Below are 15,814 nucleotides of genomic sequence, written 5' to 3'. Positions count from 1 at the left end.
ATGAAACTCGGCCGTCTCAACCACATCGGGGTCGCCACGCCCTCCATCGCGGACTCGATCGCGTTCTACCGCGACGTCATGGGCGCGACGAAGATCCACACGCCCTTCGATCTCGAGGAGCAGGGCGTGAAGGTCTGCTTCGTCGATACGCCCGGGGCGGACGGGGCGCTGAACGGCACCCAGATCGAGCTGATCGAGCCGCTGGGGGAGAACTCCACCCTCGCGGGCTTCATCGCCAAGAACCCGCTCGGGGGCCAGCATCACCTGTGCTTCGAGGTGCCCGACATCGCCGAGGCGCGCTCGGAATTCGAGAGCCTCGGCAAGCGCATCCTCGGCCCCACGCGCATCGGCGCGCACGGCACCCCTATCTTTTTCGTCCATCCCAAGGACATGGGCGGCATGCTTACCGAGATCATGGAGACGCCCAAAGAGGGCACGCACTGGTCGAATTGAACGGCTTGTCATTCCCGCGAAAGCGGGAAACCAGAGCGGCACGCAGTGCCTTTGGCCCTGGGTCCCCGCTTTCGCGGGGATGACAGAACTGGAGAGAGAGAAGAATGTCCTACGAAACCATCCGCGTCACCCGCGAAGGCCCGCTGCTCGTCATCACCCTCAACCGCCCCGAGCGGCTCAACGCGATGCCGCCGCAGATGGCGGACGAGCTGGGACAGGCGTTCTATGACCTCGGCGACGCGCGCGCGGTGCTCATCACGGGTGAGGGCAAGGGCTTTTGCTCGGGCGCGGACCTTTCGGCGCGCGGCGATGGCTCGGCGCTGGGCGGCAAGGGCGGGAGCCACGAGGCGCTGATCAACCACTACAACCCCGCCATCAGCCAGGTGGTGCGCGCGAGCGTGCCGGTGATCTGCGCGGTCAATGGCCCGGCGGCGGGGGTGGGGTGCTCGCTCGCGCTGGCGGCGGACTTCACGATTGCCGCCAAGAGCGCATACTTCCTACAGGCCTTCGTCAATATCGGCCTCGTGCCCGATGGCGGATCGACCTGGCTGCTCACCCGCGCCATCGGCCGCGCGCGCGCCACGCGGATGATGATGCTGGGCGAGAAGATCAGCGGCACGCAGGCCGAGGAATGGGGCCTCGTCTACAAGTGCGTCGAGGACGCCGACCTGATGACCGAGGCCCGCGCGCTCGCCGAGAAGCTCGCCAACGGCCCGACCGTCGCCTACGCGACGATGAAGCGCAATATCGCCACGGCGCTCGATCAGAACCTGCAGATGGTGCTGCTCGCCGAGGCCGAGGGCCAGCGCATCGCCGGCGCGACCAAGGACGCTATGGAGGGCGGCATGGCCTTCCTCCAGAAGCGCAAGGCGGAATTCAAGGGGGAGTAGGAGGCTCGTCATCCCCGCGTGAGGCGGGGATCCAGCTCCTTCTCCCGCGCGTTACCCGACCAAGCTGGACCCCGCCTTCGCGGGGGTGACAATCTAGGCATAGATATGACCCAAAAACCCACCCTCTCCGACTGGAACGCCCTCGCCGCCAAGGAAGTGAAAGGCCGCGACCTCACCTGGCACACGCCCGAAGGTTTCGCGATCAAGCCGCTCTATACGGCGGAAGATCACGCGGGCTTCGACCCGGGCCTGCCCGGCTTTGCGCCCTTCACGCGCGGGGTGAAGGCGAGCATGTATGCCGGCCGCCCCTGGACGATCCGGCAATATGCGGGCTTCTCCACCGCGGAGGAATCGAACGCCTTCTACCGCCGCAACCTCGCGATGGGGCAGAAGGGCCTGTCGGTCGCCTTCGACCTTGCCACCCACCGCGGCTATGACAGCGATCACCCGCGCGTCGTCGGCGATGTCGGCAAGGCGGGGGTGGCGATCGACACGGTCGCGGACATGGAGATCCTGTTCGACCAGATCCCCTTGGATTCCATGAGCGTCTCGATGACGATGAACGGCGCGGTGATCCCGGTGCTCGCCTTCTTTATCGTCGCCGCCGAACGTCAGGGCGTGTCGCAGGAAAAGCTCGACGGGACCATCCAGAACGACATTTTGAAGGAGTTCATGGTCCGCAACACCTATATCTACCCGCCCGAGCCTTCGATGCGGATCATCTCGGACATCATCGCCTATACCTCGGCCAACATGCCGAAATTCAACTCGATTTCGATCAGCGGCTACCACATGCACGAGGCCGGGGCGACGGCGGTGCAGGAACTCGCATTCACCATCGCCGACGGCAAGGAATACGCCACCCGCGCGATGGCAGCGGGGCTGGATATCGACGCTTTCGCGGGCCGCCTCAGCTTCTTCTTCGGCATCGGCATGAACTTCTTCATGGAGATCGCCAAGCTGCGCGCCGCGCGCACCTTGTGGTGGCGGGTGATGGACGGGCTGGGCGCGAAGGACGAACGCTCCAAGATGCTGCGCACCCACTGCCAGACCTCGGGCGTGAGCTTGCAGGAGCAGGACCCCTACAACAACGTTATCCGCACCACGGTGGAAGCGATGGCGGCGGTGCTCGGCGGCACGCAGTCGCTCCACACCAACGCGCTCGACGAGGCGATCGCGCTCCCCACCGATTTCTCGGCGCGGATCGCCCGCAACACCCAGCTGGTGCTGCAGGAGGAAAGCGGCATCACCGCGGTCGTCGATCCGCTCGGCGGCTCGCATTACATCGAGGCGCTGACCAAGACCCTCGTGGACGATGCCTGGGCGCTGATCGAGGAAGTCGATGCCGCAGGCGGCATGACCGCCTTCGTCGCCACCGGCGCGCCCAAGGCCGCGATCGAGCGGGCGGCGGCGGAGAAGCAGACCAAGGTCGACAAGGGCGAGACGGTGATCGTCGGCGTCAACAAGTATCGCAAGGAGAGCGAGGACGCGCTCGAGACGCTGGAGGTCGACAACCAGAAAGTGCGCGCAGGGCAAATCGCCCGCCTCGCCAAGGTGCGTGAGGGCCGTAACGAAGCGGCCTGCCGCGCGGCGCTGGCGGCGCTGACCGAGGGCTGCTCGTCGGGCGCGAACCTGCTCGCGCTCGCCGTGGAAGCCGCGCGGCACGATGCGACCCTCGGGGAAATCTCCTCGGCGATGGAAGAGGTCTTCGGCCGCCACGACGCCACCCCCGCACCGGTCACGGGCGTCTACAAGAGCGCCTACGAATTCGACCGCCGCTGGGCGCAGGTAACCGACGGCGTCGAGGCCGTGGGCCGCCGCCTGGGCCGCAAGCCCCGCATCATGATCGCCAAGATGGGGCAAGACGGCCACGACCGCGGCGCCAACGTGATCGCCAGCGCCTTCGGCGACATGGGCTTCGAGGTGATCTCCGGCCCGCTGTTCCAGACCCCTGAGGAAAGCGCCAAAATGGCGCTGGCGCACGATGTCGACGTGGTCGGCGCCTCCAGCCTCGCCGCGGGCCACAAGACCCTGATCCCCGAACTGATCCGCCTCCTGCGCGAAGCCGGTCGCGGCGACATCAAGGTCACCGCCGGCGGCGTCATCCCCCCGCAGGATTACGACTTCCTGCGCGAGGCAGGGGTGCAGGGGATCTACGGCCCGGGCAGCAATGTGGTGGAGTGCGCGGCGGATATCCTCGTGCTGCTGGGCCACAACATGCCGCCGCTGGGTGAGGGGCTGGACGAGGCGGCGGAGTAAGGTCTAATCCCTCGTCATTGCGAGCGCAGCGAAGCAATCCAGCTTCGAACGGTGCACCAAGAGCGAACGGCAGTCGCTGGATTGCCGCGTCGCCTGCGGCTCGTCGCAATCACGAAAGGGAGCCAGTAATGCGTGATGGCTACCTGCTGCTGATCACTGCCAGCCTGTTGTTTGCAAGTTGTGCGCGTGAAGAACGCGAGCCGGTCAGCCTTGAAACCGCTGTCCGCGCTGCAACGACCACTCCGTATGGAGAATCAGAAGACTGCGCCGACACACCCGACAATGTCTCCTACCGGGAGTGCTTCACGCAGCTGGCGGTTGCGGTGCGGGCAGAGGTCGACACCGAGCTGGCCAAGGCCCGAAAACTGGTCGAGGCGGCAGATGAGGAATACAGCCATTATCAGCCGGAATCCTTGACGGCTGACGATAAGACGCAGCTCGCGCGCCATCTCGTCATGTCGCAAGAGAATTGGTTGCGTTATGTGGATGGACAGTGCGAACTCGAAGCCACCGCCGCGCGTGGCGGAAGCGGAACGGATACGCTCAGACAGAAATGCCTCTTGCGTCTCGCGCGCCTGCGGCTAGCCGAATTGCGCGGCGCCGAGGCGCTGATTGATGGAAACAGGTAGGAAGAAGCTTTTGACTCACACGCCCCGCACCGACTGGACCCGCACTGAAATCGCAGCCCTTTTCGACCTCCCGTTCACCGAGCTGCTGTTCCAGGCCGCCAGCGTCCACCGCGAATATCACCCCGCGACCGAAGTCCAGCTGTGCACGCTGCTCTCGATCAAGACCGGCGGGTGCACGGAGGATTGCGGCTATTGCTCGCAGTCGGTGAAGGCTGACAGCGGCGTCGAGGCCACCAAGCTGATGGACGTCCAGGCCGTGCTCCAGCGCGCGGCGCAGGCGAAGGATGCGGGCTCGCAGCGCTTCTGCATGGGCGCGGCGTGGCGCAATCCCAAGGACCGCGACATGCCCGCGATCGTGGAGATCGTGAAGGGCGTCCGCGCCATGGGCCTTGAAACCTGCATGACGCTGGGGATGCTCGAGCCGCATCAGGCCGCAATGCTCGCCGAGGCGGGGCTCGATTACTACAACCACAATATCGACAGCTCGCCCGAATATTACGAGCGCGTCATCTCCACCCGCGATTTCCAGTGCCGGCTCGATACCCTCGATCACGTCCGCAAGGCGGGGATCAACGTGTGCTCCGGCGGGATCGTCGGCATGGGCGAGACGCGCGAGGACCGGGTGGGCTTCGTCCACACCCTCGCCACCCTGCCGCAGCACCCCGAGAGCGTGCCGGTCAATGCGCTGGTGCCGGTCAAGGGCACGGTGCTGGGCAACATGCTCGCCGACACGCCGCTCGCCAAGATCGACGATATCGAGTTCGTCCGCACCGTCGCGGTCGCCCGCATCACCATGCCGCGCTCGATGGTGCGGCTCTCGGCGGGGCGCGAATCGATGAGCGAGGCGACGCAGGCGCTGTGCTTCCTTGCGGGCGCGAATTCGATCTTCACCGGCGACAAGCTGCTCACCGCCCCCAACGCCGGCGACGACAAGGACGGCGCGCTGTTCGCCAAGCTCGGCCTCACCGCGCTGAAGGGCGAGGAGCCCGCGCGTGCGTTCAAGAGCGCGGTGGAGGCATAATTTCCGTTCGCCCTGAGCTTGTCGAAGGGCCGTCTTTCTCTCAGTCTGGTGCCGGAAGGAAGAAAGACAGTGCTTCGACAGGCTCAGCACGAAGGGGTTTATAGCTGATGCCGTTCACAATATTCGCAGCCGCCGCGCTCGCCGCGGCTGCTTCTGCGCCCGCTGCCGAACCCCAGCCGCTCGTCATCGGCCAGACCGTGACGCTCGAAGCGCTCGGCCAGAGCCGCGAGGTCAATGTCGTCCTGCCGCCCGACTATGACAAAGACCCCGCCAAGCGCTGGCCGGTGATCTACCAGCTCGACGGAGCGCTGCGCCAAGACCTGATGATGGGCACTGGCTTGATGCGCTGGGGCGCGCTGTGGGGGCGGAGCGCGGATGCGATACTTGTGGGGATCGAGACGAGGGACCGCCAGCGCGAACTGCTCCCGCCCACCGGCGATGCCAAGGAGCGGGAACGCTATCCCACCGCGGGCGAGAGCGCGCTTTTCCGCGAGTGGCTCGCAGACACGGTCAAGCCGCTGATCGAAGCCCGCTACCGCACCGATGGCCGCGCATTCCTTGTGGGCGAGAGCGCCGCGGGGCACTTCGTGGTCGAGACGTGGGCGACATCGCCCGGCCTCTTCACCGGCTACGCCGCGATCAGCCCGAGCCTGCAATGGGATTTCGAGGCGTTGAGCCGCAAGCCCTTGGATGCGGGCCCGCGCCCCCCGCTCTACATCAGCCTCGCCGACGAGGGCGGCGCGACCGAGAGCGGCATGATGCGCCTCCTCGCCGCGCTCCCCGCCAGCCAGCCCTATTGCTTCTCCGACCGCCGCACCGAGCTCCACCACGCCACCGCGCTCCACGGCCTCTTTCCCGAGGCGCTGCAATATCTGCTCCCCACCAAGGCCGATTGGCTGGAGGAATACGGCATGGTGCTCAGGTGCGAGAAGCGGGGCGGAGAGGGATAGCTGCGGCGGGGGCCATCGCCGCTCGACAAGGCACGCCCGTGATCCCATAACCCTCTGCAAATAGGAGAGCTTCGGGATGATCGCAGCATTCGTGGCACTGGGCGGGGCGGCGCTGGTGGTAGCCTTGAAGGCGCGGGGCGTGTTCGGCGAGGGCCTGGCTGCGCGAGTGCGGGCTGCCGCGGGGCTGTGGCTGGTCGCTGCCGCCGGGTTCTGGCTGGCGCTGGAGCAACCTGGTTTCGACACGGCGCGGATCGGCCTTACCACCTTCGGCTGGAGGCAAGCGGGGCTGGGGGTGCTGTTCGGCGTCCTCGGCATCGCGACCATGCCGCTCTACATCCTCGCTGCCCGCAAGCTGGGCGGGGCCGCGCACAATGCCGAGGCGCTCGCGACCATCGCGGCCGCGCCCTTGCCGCAGCGCCTGTTCCTGCTGGCGACCGCCGGGATCATCGAAGAGGTGATCTTCCGCGCCGTCGGCATCGGAGCGCTGATCGCGGCGGGCTGGCCCCACGCGCTCGCCGCGGCGGTGCCGCTGGCGGTGTTCGTGGTGCTGCACAAGTCGTCCTGGGGCGCGGTGCATCTGATCTTCGTCGCGGTGGCAGGAGGGTTGATGACCGCCGCCTTCCTGCTCGGAGGGCTGTGGTCGGCGATTGTCGCGCATCTGATCGTCGACGCGCCGATGTTGCTCGCGGGCAAGGCGATGGCGCGCCGCGGCACGCCCGCGCGCGCCTGAGGCCCGCACCAAATCCGCTAGCTTGCTTGCCGCGCAATCCCTCGGCATAGCCGTAGCCAAGAAATGCCCCCTGGAGAGAGGCCCACACCTTGTTTGCGAAAATCCTGATTGCCAACCGCGGCGAGATCGCCTGCCGGGTTATCACCACCGCGCGGAAGATGGGGATCAAGACCGTTGCGGTCTATTCCGATGCAGACGCCCGCGCGCCCTTTGTGGCGATGGCCGACGAGGCGGTGCATATCGGGCCGTCGCCTGCAGCCGAATCCTATCTGATCGCCGACAAGATCATCGCCGCCTGCAAGCAGACCGGGGCGGAAGCCGTACACCCCGGATACGGGTTCCTCTCCGAGCGCACCTCCTTTGCCGAGGCGCTGGCGAAGGAAGGCATTGCCTTCATCGGCCCGCCGGTGGGCGCGATTGCCGCGATGGGGGACAAGATCGAATCCAAAAAGCTCGCCAAGGAAGCGGGCGTCAATGTCGTCCCCGGCTTTGTCGGCGAGATCGAGGATACCGAGCACGCAGTGCGCATCTCCAACGAGATCGGCTATCCGGTGATGATGAAGGCCTCGGCTGGCGGCGGGGGCAAGGGGATGCGCCTTGCCTATAACGAGGCCGATGTGCGCGAGGGCTTTGAAAGCGTGAAGCGCGAGGGGCTCAACAGCTTCGGCGATGACCGCGTCTTCATCGAGAAGTTCATCCTGAACCCGCGCCACATCGAGATCCAGATCCTCGGCGACCAGCACGGCAACATCCTCTACTTGAACGAGCGCGAATGCTCGATCCAGCGCCGCCACCAGAAGGTGGTCGAGGAAGCGCCGTCGCCCTTCGTCACGCCCAAGATGAGGAAGGCGATGGGCGAGCAGTGCGTCGCTCTGGCGCGCGCGGTGGGATACTACTCTGCGGGCACGGTCGAGCTGATCGTCAGCGGCGCGGACCCGACGGGGGAGAGCTTCTTCTTCCTCGAAATGAACACCCGGCTTCAGGTCGAACACCCCGTCACCGAAGCGATCACCGGCATCGACCTGGTCGAGCAGATGATCCGCGTGGCGGCGGGCGAGAAGCTCAGCCTGACGCAGGACGATATCGGGATCGACGGCTGGGCGATCGAAAACCGCGTCTATGCCGAAGACCCCTATCGCGGCTTCCTGCCCTCCACCGGGCGGCTGGTGCACTATCAGCCGCCGGCCGCGGGCTGGGTCGAGGACGAGACCGTGGCGGGCAAGCCCCGGCGCGGGGTCGCCAAGGGCACCGGCTCGGTGCGCGTCGATGACGGCGTCTACGAGGGCGGCGAGGTTTCGCGCTTCTACGACCCGATGATCGCCAAGCTGATCACCTGGGCGCCCACGCGCGACGAGGCGGCGGATTTGCAGATCGAGGCGCTCGACAAGTTCCGCATCAAGGGGCTCGGCCACAATGTCGATTTCCTCAGCGCGATCATGCAGCACCCGCGCTTCCGTTCGGGCGAACTGACCACGGGCTTCATCGCCGAGGAATATCCCGAGGGCTTCCACGGCGCTGCCAGCACCGAGGATTTCCGCCGCATCCTTGCCGCCGTTTGCGCAGGCAACGAGTTCACACTGCAAAGCCGCGCGCGCCGGATCACCGGCCAGCTCGATACGCCCCAGCCTGTCACTAGCGAATGGCTGGTGAAGCTGGGTGACGAGCGGTTCCACGTGCAGCTGGGCGAAGGCCACGCGCTGGTCGATGGCGTGCGGGTCGACGGCACCTGCAACTGGCTGCCGGGCATGGTGCAGGCCGAGGCGACGGCCGCGGTCGCCGGCGGGGCCGAGCAGCGCTTCGGCCTGATCGTCGAGCGCATCGGCAACCAGTGGAAGGTGACCACGCGCGGCGCGGCGCACACCGCGCTGGTGATCCCGAAGCGTCTGGCGCGGCACGAATCGCTGATGCTCGAGAAGGTGCCGCCCGATCTCTCGCGCCTCTTGATCTGCCCGATGCCCGGGATGCTGGTGAAGCTCCACGTGGCCGAGGGCGAGACCGTGCAGCCCGGCCAGCCGCTCGCCACCGTCGAGGCGATGAAGATGGAGAACATCCTGCGCGCCGAAAAGGAGGGCGTGATCGCCAAGATCAACGCCGCCGAGGGCGAGAGCCTAGCGGTGGACGCGGTGATCCTCGAACTGGAGTGATCGGGTGAAGCTGCGTCCAACCGGGCGCAGCGGCGCGATGTTGGATCGGGGCGGGGCCGGGCTGGCGCGATGTCGGAATTGGCCTCGGCAATTCCGACACGGCATTGCCGCGCGGGCGGGTGAGCGAGATTCTGGTGCGTCCCAGATGGCTTCCAGACCCCGCCAGACCCCCCTTAGCCTCGTCAAGACCCCCTCTTGACCGCTTTCGGCGCGGTCCAGATGCCTGTGTAAAGCACCGAATATGCCTACATCGGCGCAGTAGGCGCCCCCAAGGCCGACGCCGGTTTTCGCGTCTGACCGAAGCAAAACTGCGCCGTTCGGCAAGATCGTTCCAAAATCTGTTGTAGTTTTGCGTCAGATTAGTGATTTCAGACGGAAAATTGCAGCGCGCTCTGTCCTACAACCCCCTTCGTGAGAAACTCTGTCCTTGCCGAGTCGCGGTATTTCCCGCGCGAGGGATTGAATCTCAGTGGGAGGATTTGATCATGGCACATACGGGTACCGGGTTTTTTGACCGGAAGGGCCACTTCTTCAAGACGGCGCGCGATGCGACGGTGAGCGATCTGGCGGCATTGCTGGGGCAGATCGGCGAGGGTGAGAGCCTTGCGCCGGGGATTGCCTATATGCTGCTCGAACGGCGCGCCGAGATCGAGCGGCTGTTCGCCGAGCATGATGCCATGCTCGAAGAGGAAGCGGCGATGAAGGCGGCGCGCGGCACGGAGGCGCGCGACAATATCGCCAAGCTGCCGAGCCGTCCGGCGCATTGAGGCTGGCGGACTAGTCCAGTGCCAGATGCAGGCACTGGTTGAAGTCGGTCAGCACGTAGTCGGCAAAGGCGGGGCCGTTGGCGAAGCCCCGGCGGCGGTAGAGCGCCAGCGCGGGCTCGAAGGCGGGGCCGCTACCGGTCTCGAGGCTGAGTGTGGCGAGGCCCAGCGCGCGGGCGTGAGTGATGATGGTTTCAAGCAGGGCGGCGGCAATGCCCTGTCGCAGGAAATCCGGATGCGTGCGCATCGATTTGATTTCGCCGGAATTTTCGTCAAGCCGCTTGAGCGCGCCGATCGCTGCGACCCGCTCGCCGACATAGGCCGCCCAGACCGTCACCCCCTCGGCCCGAAGCCCGCTGAGGTCGAGCGCGAAGCTCAGTCCGGGGGGCGAGCCTTCCAGCATGGCTTGCTGGTGGAATGAAATAAGCTCTTTAATTTGCCTGTGTTCAAGATCGGCAATGGCGATCCGGGGCGAGGCGGGCATGGTCATTCCTCCACCATCGCCACCGCGCGGATCCACCCTGCGCTGGCGCGCTCGATCTTGACCGGGAAGCAGCTGACGGTGAAGCCGAAGGGCGGCAGGCTTGCGAGATTGGCAAGCTTTTCAATCTGGTAGTAGGGCCGGATGCGCCCGGCCTTGTGACCCTCCCAGATGATCGCCGGATCGCGGGTCTCGGCCCAGCGCCGCGCGGTGTGGCTGAAGGGCGCGTCCCAGCTCCAGGCGTCGGTGCCGACCACCTCGATCCCCTGTTCCGTCAGCCACAAGGTCGCCTCCGCGCCGAGGCCGACGCCCTGATCGGTGAAGCCCTCGGTCCCGTAGATCGCGCCCGATTGAACCAGAACGATATCAAGCGGTTGCAGCGTGTAACCGATGCGTGCGAGTTCCGCCTGTACCTCGGCCGCGCTGACGACATGGCCGTGAGGGAGGTGGCTGAAATCGAGTTTCACGCCGGGCCGGAAGAAGCGGTCGAGCGGGGCCTCGTCGATGCTGGGGGCGGGGGAGGCGCCGCTGTCGGTGGTCGAATGGAAGTGCCACGGCGCGTCCATGTGGGTGCCGTTATGCGTTGATAACTCGACGAATTCCACCGCCCAGCCTTCGCCATCGGGCAGGTCCTCTTGGCTAAGGCCGGGGAAGAACATCGCGATCTGCTCCCACGTGTTTTCGTGGGTCATGTAGGTGACCTTGGGCCGCATCACCTCGGGATCGGAGATCACATCATTGGTGATCGGGATCGAGAGGTCGATGAAGCGGGTCATCCAGCCAGTTCTCCGTCAAGAAATGCCGCGATATCAGCCAGATCGACGTCGCGGGCCACGTATGCCTCGCCCAGCTGCCGCAGCAGCAGGAAGGGCAGAGTGCGCCCTTCGGCCTTCTTGTCGTGCCTCATGTGATCGACCAGCGCGGCCCCGTCGCAGGTGAGCGCCAGGGAGGGGAGCGAGGCGGGCAGCCCCGCCGCGCCAATCGCGCCCTCGGCCCGCGCGGCATCCGCAGCAGAAATCTCCCCCCGGCGGGCGGAGTATTTCGCCGCCAGCACCATGCCCAGCGCCACCGCCTCGCCATGCAGCAGGCGGTCGGAAAAGCCGGTCTCGGCCTCCAGCGCATGGCCGAAGGTGTGCCCGAGATTGAGCAGCGCGCGCAGGTCTTCCGTCTCGCGCTCGTCTGCGGCGACGATCCGCGCCTTCATCGCGATGCTGGTGGCAATGGCATGTTCGAGCGCGGCAGGTTCGCGCGCCAAGACCTTGTTTCCGTTGGCTTCGAGCCACGCGAAGAAGGCGGCATCGCCGAGCAGCCCGTATTTCAGCACCTCGGCAAAGCCGGCGCGCATCTCGCGGTCCGGCAGGGTCGCGAGCACCAGCGGATCGATCAGGACCAGCGAAGGCTGATGGAACGCGCCGATCAGGTTCTTGCCCGCGCGGGTGTTGATCGCGGTCTTCCCGCCGACCGAGGAATCGACCTGCGCCAGCAGGGTCGTCGGCAGCTGCACGAAGCCGCAGCCGCGCTTCACCACCGAGCAGGCAAAGCCGACAAGATCGCCCACCACGCCCCCGCCGAGCGCGAAGACATGGTCCTTGCGGGTGACGCCGAGCGCCAGCAGCCAGTCGCACAGCTGTTCGAGCACGGCCCAGGACTTGGCGTCCTCTCCCGGCGCGACGACGAACCACTCGGCGGCAAGCCCGTGCGCGGCGAGATGCGCGTCGATCCCGGAGGCAAACAGGCGGTGAGTGTTGGTATCGGCGACGAAGGGCACGGGGCGGCCCGCGCCATAGCCCTTCTGAAAAGGCGCGGCGGCTTCGGCGAGGCGGGCGAGCAGCCCCTCCTCGATCACCACCTCATAGGCGCGCCCGGCCAGCGCGACGGGAATTACAGCCATTGGTCAATCGCCTCGATGATCGCGCGGGCGGTGTCGGCGTGGGGGCCGTTCTCGCTGACGACGCGGATATGCGCCTCGCCGTAGAAGGGTGCGCGCTCCCGCGCCAGCCGGGTGAGGATCTCGCGCGGGTCGCCCTGCTTCAGAAGCGGGCGGTTGGCGCGGCGCGAGGTGCGCTCGACCAGCGTGTCGATATCGCAATCGATCCACACCGCGATGCCCTTTTCCAGCACCGCGGCGCGGGTCTGCGGATCGACGAAAGCCCCGCCGCCGGTGGCGATCACGCCGTGGCCCTCGTCGATCAGGCGGGCGATCACGCGGCGCTCGCCATCGCGGAAATGGGCCTCGCCGAAGGTTTCGAAGATCTCGGGGATCGAGCGCTGGGCGGCCTCGACGATGGCCTCGTCGGCATCGACGAAATCGCGGCCGATCAGGTGCGCGAGCTTCCGGCCCACGGTCGACTTGCCGACCCCCATCAGCCCCACCAGCACCACCGGACGGGTGATGCGCGCGGCGATGGCGGCAAGATCGCGATCAGGAGGGGAGGGGCACGCGGCGGACATTGCCGCAAGGCCTATAGATGGGCTAGGGCACGCGCAATATGGCAAACTCGCGGCGTCAGCGTCTCTCCCCCACCGGCCTCGAACAGGCGCCCGCGCCGCGCCTGAGGCCGCGCTGGCCGTGGGTGGCGGGTGCGGTGGCGGCGGTGCTGCTGGCGCTCGCGTGGTTCGACGGGGGCGAGGAGGCGCTGCATCCGATCGCACAGGACGTCGCCCTGCCGGAGCAGGCGCAATGAGCGGCAAGCGGTTCGGCTTCGGGGCGAGCGTCATCGCCATCGGCCTTGTCGGCGCGCTGGGCGGGGCGGGGCTGAGCGGCTTCGTCGCCGCGCAGGGCAAGCCCGAATCGCTGCTGCCGCCGGGCTTCGACGATCCCGCCCCCGCGCCAACCCCGCGCCAGAACCCCGCGCCCGGACAGCGCCCGCCTGTAGCATCGGCCCCCGGTGCGCCCTTGCCGCCGCCAGGAGCGGCGCCTGTGCCCGGCGCACCAGTCGATCCCTCGGCCCTGCCGCAGCTCCCCCCGATCACCCGTGACGATCTCGCGCGGTTGCCGAGCCTCGAGAAGCTCGAGAACATGTCGACCGAAGAGCTCGACGCGCTGCTCGGCCTCAAGCCCAAGAGCGACATTCCCCCCGGCGCGCAGCGGGCGCTGACCCGTGTCGGCGTGCTGGCGGTGGACGAGGGCGGGCTGCCGCCGATGGCGCTCGCCAACCAGTCGGACAAGCTGGTTCGCGCGGTGCTGGCGGGCACCAATGGCCCGATGGTCTCGCGCTGGGGCCACATCCTCATGCGCCGCGCATTGGCGAGCCGCCTCGCTGCGCCGCTGGGCATGGACCCGATCGAATTCGCCGCCCTGCGCGTGGGCGTGCTCAACCGCATGGGCGAATTCGCCATCGCCCGCGCGGTGGTGCAGGATATCGACACCGCCAACTGGTCGCCTGCGCTGACGCAGGAGGCGCTGAACGCCTATCTCGCGAGCGGCGACATCACCGGGGCCTGTCCCGCCGTGCGCCTCCAGGGCTCGCAGCGCGAGGATGGCGAGTGGCAGATGTGGCAGGCGATCTGCAACGCCTATGCGGGCGAAAGCGCACTGGCCGCGACCCAGCTTGACCGCGCGCTGTTCCGCGGGGTGGCGCCGCGGGTCGACGTGCTGCTGGCGCGGCGCTTTGCCGGCGCGGCGGGGCGCGGGCAACGCGGCGTCAATGTCGAGTGGAACGGGGTCACCGATCTCAACCACTGGCGCTTCGGCCTTGCGAGCGCGCTCGGCGAGCCGCTGCCCGATGGTCTGCTCGATGCCGCGATGAAGGACCGCGGCGGGGCCTATTACGCCCGCTCCGCCGCGCTGCTGCCGATGCTGCCCGCGGCGGCCCGCGCGCCCTTCTCGGGCCGTGCGGCGCGCGAGGGGATCCTCTCGGCCGATGCGATGGTCGATCTCTATGCCGAGGTCTATGCCGATCCGGCCGCCAAGGGTGATCCCCAGACCCATGCCGCAGCCCTGCGCGAAGCCTATCTCGCGACCGACCCTGCTGCCCGCATCGCCGCCATGCAGCGCCTGTGGGCGGATGGCGCGAAGCTCGGCGGCGGGGACGGCTACGGCGCGCGGGTCCTGACCGCCTATGCCGCCGCGCGCATTCCGGCGAGCGAGGCCCATGCCGATGCCGCGGGCGATCTGATTGCAGCGATGCTGGCCGCAGGCCTCGACCGCAATGCCGGGCGCTGGTCGAACCTCGTCGAGGAAGGCTCGCTGGGCTGGGCGCTGATCACGCTGTCGGCGGGCAGCGGCAATGCGGTCTCGCAAGGCGCAGTCGAGAGCTTCATGGGCGACGACAACAGCGAGGGCAGCCGCAAGTCGGCCTTCCTCGTCGCCGGCCTCGCCGGGATCGGACGGCTCGATCAGGGCGATGCGTCCTCGCTCGCGGGCGATCTCGATTTCGATCTCGCGCGCCAGACCCGCTGGACCGCCGCGATCTCGCGCGCGGCCGAGGTGGGCAATCCGGCGCTGGTGGTGTTCCTGGCCGGGCTGGGGATGCAGGGATCGAGCTGGAAGCAGATGACGCCGCTGCATCTCTATCACATCACATCGGCGCTGACCCGCGTGGGGATGGTCGCCGAGGCCCGCATGATCGCCGCCGAGGCGGTGGCGCGCGGGTAATGTCCGCCGCGACCGAGGCGTTCCTCGCGATGCTCGCGGCGGAACGCGGGGCGGCTGCCAATACCCTTGCAGCCTACCGCCGCGACCTTGCTCAGGCCGAGGAAGCCATAGGCGATCTTGCCGCGGCCGACCGCGATGCCGTCGGCAGCCTTGCGGGCGAGTGGTCGAGCCTTGCTCCCGCCAGCGTGGCGCGGAAAGCGTCGGCCCTGCGGCAGTTCTTCGGCTTTGCCATCGACGAGGGCTGGCGGGGCGACGATCCTTCCGGCGCGCTGCCTGCCCCGCGCACCCGCCGCCCGCTCCCCAAGGTCATGGGGCACGACCAGATCGCTAAGCTGTTCGCCCGCGCCGAGGAGGAGGCATCGGGCGAAGACCCTGCGGCGGTGCGTCTGCTGGCGCTGATCGAGCTGCTTTACGGATCGGGCCTGCGCGCTAGCGAGCTGGTCAGCCTGCCGCTCTCCGCCGTGCCGCGCGATGCGCCGTTCATCACCGTGACGGGGAAGGGCGGGGCAAGCCGCCTCGTCCCCGTCGGCACCCGCGCCTTGGAAGCGCTGGGCCGCTGGCTCGCTGTGCGTCCGCAGGAACCTGCTTCGCGCTACCTTTTCCCCTCGCGCGGGAAAGAGCCCTTCCTCAGCCGCGTGCGCTTGTTCCAGCTGCTCAAGGAACTGGCGGCGCGAGCGGGGCTCGATCCTGCCGCGATCAGCCCTCACGTACTGCGCCACGCTTTTGCCACGCACCTGCTCGAAGGCGGCGCGGATCTGCGCGTGCTTCAGACCCTGCTCGGCCATGCGGACATTTCGACCACCCAGATCTACACCCATGTCGATGCCGCAAGGCTGGTTGCCCTCGTCAATTCCCGTCACCCGCTTGCAACACGGGCAACATCCGACTAGCCCCGC

The 15,814-nt window shown here is 67.5% G+C and carries 16 protein-coding genes; 12 read left to right on the top strand and 4 right to left on the bottom strand.

All coding sequences use genetic code 11. From position 1 onward, the window contains the following. The 9 genes from mce to BZF57_RS06200 all read left to right on the top strand — a co-directional run bounded on the left by mce (position 1) and on the right by BZF57_RS06200 (position 9,843). Complete coding sequence (mce, locus tag BZF57_RS06240; protein WP_086735751.1) at positions 1 to 453, top strand: methylmalonyl-CoA epimerase; 453 nt, start codon at positions 1 to 3, stop codon at positions 451 to 453. Positions 454 to 557: 104 nt separating this feature from the next. Next, on the top strand, positions 558 to 1,343 hold the full coding sequence (locus BZF57_RS06235) for an enoyl-CoA hydratase-related protein (protein ID WP_086735749.1): 786 nt from the start codon (positions 558 to 560) through the stop codon (positions 1,341 to 1,343). Positions 1,344 to 1,448: 105 nt separating this feature from the next. Continuing rightward, on the top strand, positions 1,449 to 3,602 hold the full coding sequence (scpA, locus tag BZF57_RS06230) for a methylmalonyl-CoA mutase (RefSeq protein ID WP_086735747.1): 2,154 nt from the start codon (positions 1,449 to 1,451) through the stop codon (positions 3,600 to 3,602). 128 nt (positions 3,603 to 3,730) lie between these two features. After that, positions 3,731 to 4,231, top strand: a complete 501-nt coding sequence (locus tag BZF57_RS06225) for a lysozyme inhibitor LprI family protein (RefSeq protein ID WP_086735745.1) — start codon at positions 3,731 to 3,733, stop codon at positions 4,229 to 4,231. Further along, complete coding sequence (bioB, locus tag BZF57_RS06220) at positions 4,218 to 5,252, top strand: biotin synthase BioB (RefSeq protein WP_086735743.1); 1,035 nt, start codon at positions 4,218 to 4,220, stop codon at positions 5,250 to 5,252. The genes BZF57_RS06225 and bioB overlap by 14 nt, the downstream gene beginning before the upstream one ends. A gap of 107 nt (positions 5,253 to 5,359) precedes the next feature. Then, positions 5,360 to 6,202 carry an alpha/beta hydrolase gene (locus BZF57_RS06215; protein WP_086735742.1) on the top strand — a complete coding sequence of 281 codons (843 nt, stop codon included), beginning with the start codon at positions 5,360 to 5,362 and terminating at the stop codon, positions 6,200 to 6,202. A 76-nt stretch (positions 6,203 to 6,278) separates the two neighbouring features. Continuing rightward, on the top strand, positions 6,279 to 6,932 hold the full coding sequence (locus BZF57_RS06210) for a CPBP family glutamic-type intramembrane protease (protein ID WP_086735740.1): 654 nt from the start codon (positions 6,279 to 6,281) through the stop codon (positions 6,930 to 6,932). Positions 6,933 to 7,021: 89 nt separating this feature from the next. Beyond that, positions 7,022 to 9,076, top strand: a complete 2,055-nt coding sequence (locus tag BZF57_RS06205; protein WP_086735738.1) for an acetyl-CoA carboxylase biotin carboxylase subunit — start codon at positions 7,022 to 7,024, stop codon at positions 9,074 to 9,076. A gap of 485 nt (positions 9,077 to 9,561) precedes the next feature. Continuing rightward, positions 9,562 to 9,843, top strand: a complete 282-nt coding sequence (locus BZF57_RS06200) for a hypothetical protein (RefSeq protein WP_086735736.1) — start codon at positions 9,562 to 9,564, stop codon at positions 9,841 to 9,843. 10 nt (positions 9,844 to 9,853) lie between these two features. Here BZF57_RS06200 and BZF57_RS06195 read toward each other — a convergent pair whose 3' ends face one another. Genes BZF57_RS06195 through BZF57_RS06180 form a run of 4 tightly spaced genes read right to left on the bottom strand, consistent with a single transcriptional unit; the run spans position 9,854 to position 12,772 of the window. Then, positions 9,854 to 10,324 carry a GNAT family N-acetyltransferase gene (locus BZF57_RS06195; protein ID WP_086735734.1) on the bottom strand — a complete coding sequence of 157 codons (471 nt, stop codon included), beginning with the start codon at positions 10,322 to 10,324 and terminating at the stop codon, positions 9,854 to 9,856. A 2-nt stretch (positions 10,325 to 10,326) separates the two neighbouring features. Continuing rightward, a complete protein-coding gene (locus BZF57_RS06190) occupies positions 10,327 to 11,097 on the bottom strand; it encodes a cyclase family protein (RefSeq protein ID WP_086735732.1) in 771 nt (256 codons plus the stop codon). Then, complete coding sequence (aroB, locus tag BZF57_RS06185; protein WP_086735731.1) at positions 11,094 to 12,212, bottom strand: 3-dehydroquinate synthase; 1,119 nt, start codon at positions 12,210 to 12,212, stop codon at positions 11,094 to 11,096. Before aroB ends, BZF57_RS06190 begins: the two co-directional genes overlap by 4 nt. Further along, positions 12,203 to 12,772 (bottom strand): shikimate kinase, encoded by a 570-nt coding sequence (locus BZF57_RS06180; protein WP_086735728.1) that lies wholly within the window; start codon positions 12,770 to 12,772, stop codon positions 12,203 to 12,205. The genes aroB and BZF57_RS06180 overlap by 10 nt, the downstream gene beginning before the upstream one ends. A 38-nt stretch (positions 12,773 to 12,810) precedes the next feature. Here BZF57_RS06180 and BZF57_RS06175 point away from each other — a divergent pair, with 38 nt between their 5' ends. Genes BZF57_RS06175 through BZF57_RS06165 form a run of 3 tightly spaced genes read left to right on the top strand, consistent with a single transcriptional unit; the run spans position 12,811 to position 15,808 of the window. Then, positions 12,811 to 13,005, top strand: coding sequence for a hypothetical protein (locus BZF57_RS06175; RefSeq protein ID WP_086735726.1), 195 nt, complete (start codon positions 12,811 to 12,813; stop codon positions 13,003 to 13,005). Then, positions 13,002 to 14,918: a hypothetical protein gene (locus BZF57_RS06170; protein ID WP_086735724.1), complete on the top strand. Its 1,917-nt coding sequence runs from the start codon at positions 13,002 to 13,004 to the stop codon at positions 14,916 to 14,918. Before BZF57_RS06175 ends, BZF57_RS06170 begins: the two co-directional genes overlap by 4 nt. Beyond that, positions 14,918 to 15,808: a tyrosine recombinase gene (locus BZF57_RS06165; protein ID WP_086735722.1), complete on the top strand. Its 891-nt coding sequence runs from the start codon at positions 14,918 to 14,920 to the stop codon at positions 15,806 to 15,808. The genes BZF57_RS06170 and BZF57_RS06165 overlap by 1 nt, the downstream gene beginning before the upstream one ends. The last annotated feature ends 6 nt before the right edge of the window (positions 15,809 to 15,814 follow it).

Origin of the sequence: Erythrobacter colymbi, from assembly GCF_002155685.1 — a bacterium.
GTDB lineage: Bacteria > Pseudomonadota > Alphaproteobacteria > Sphingomonadales > Sphingomonadaceae > Erythrobacter > Erythrobacter colymbi.
The sequence above is the reverse complement of the archived record's forward strand: the minus strand, read 5'-3'. Positions and strand labels throughout refer to the sequence as shown.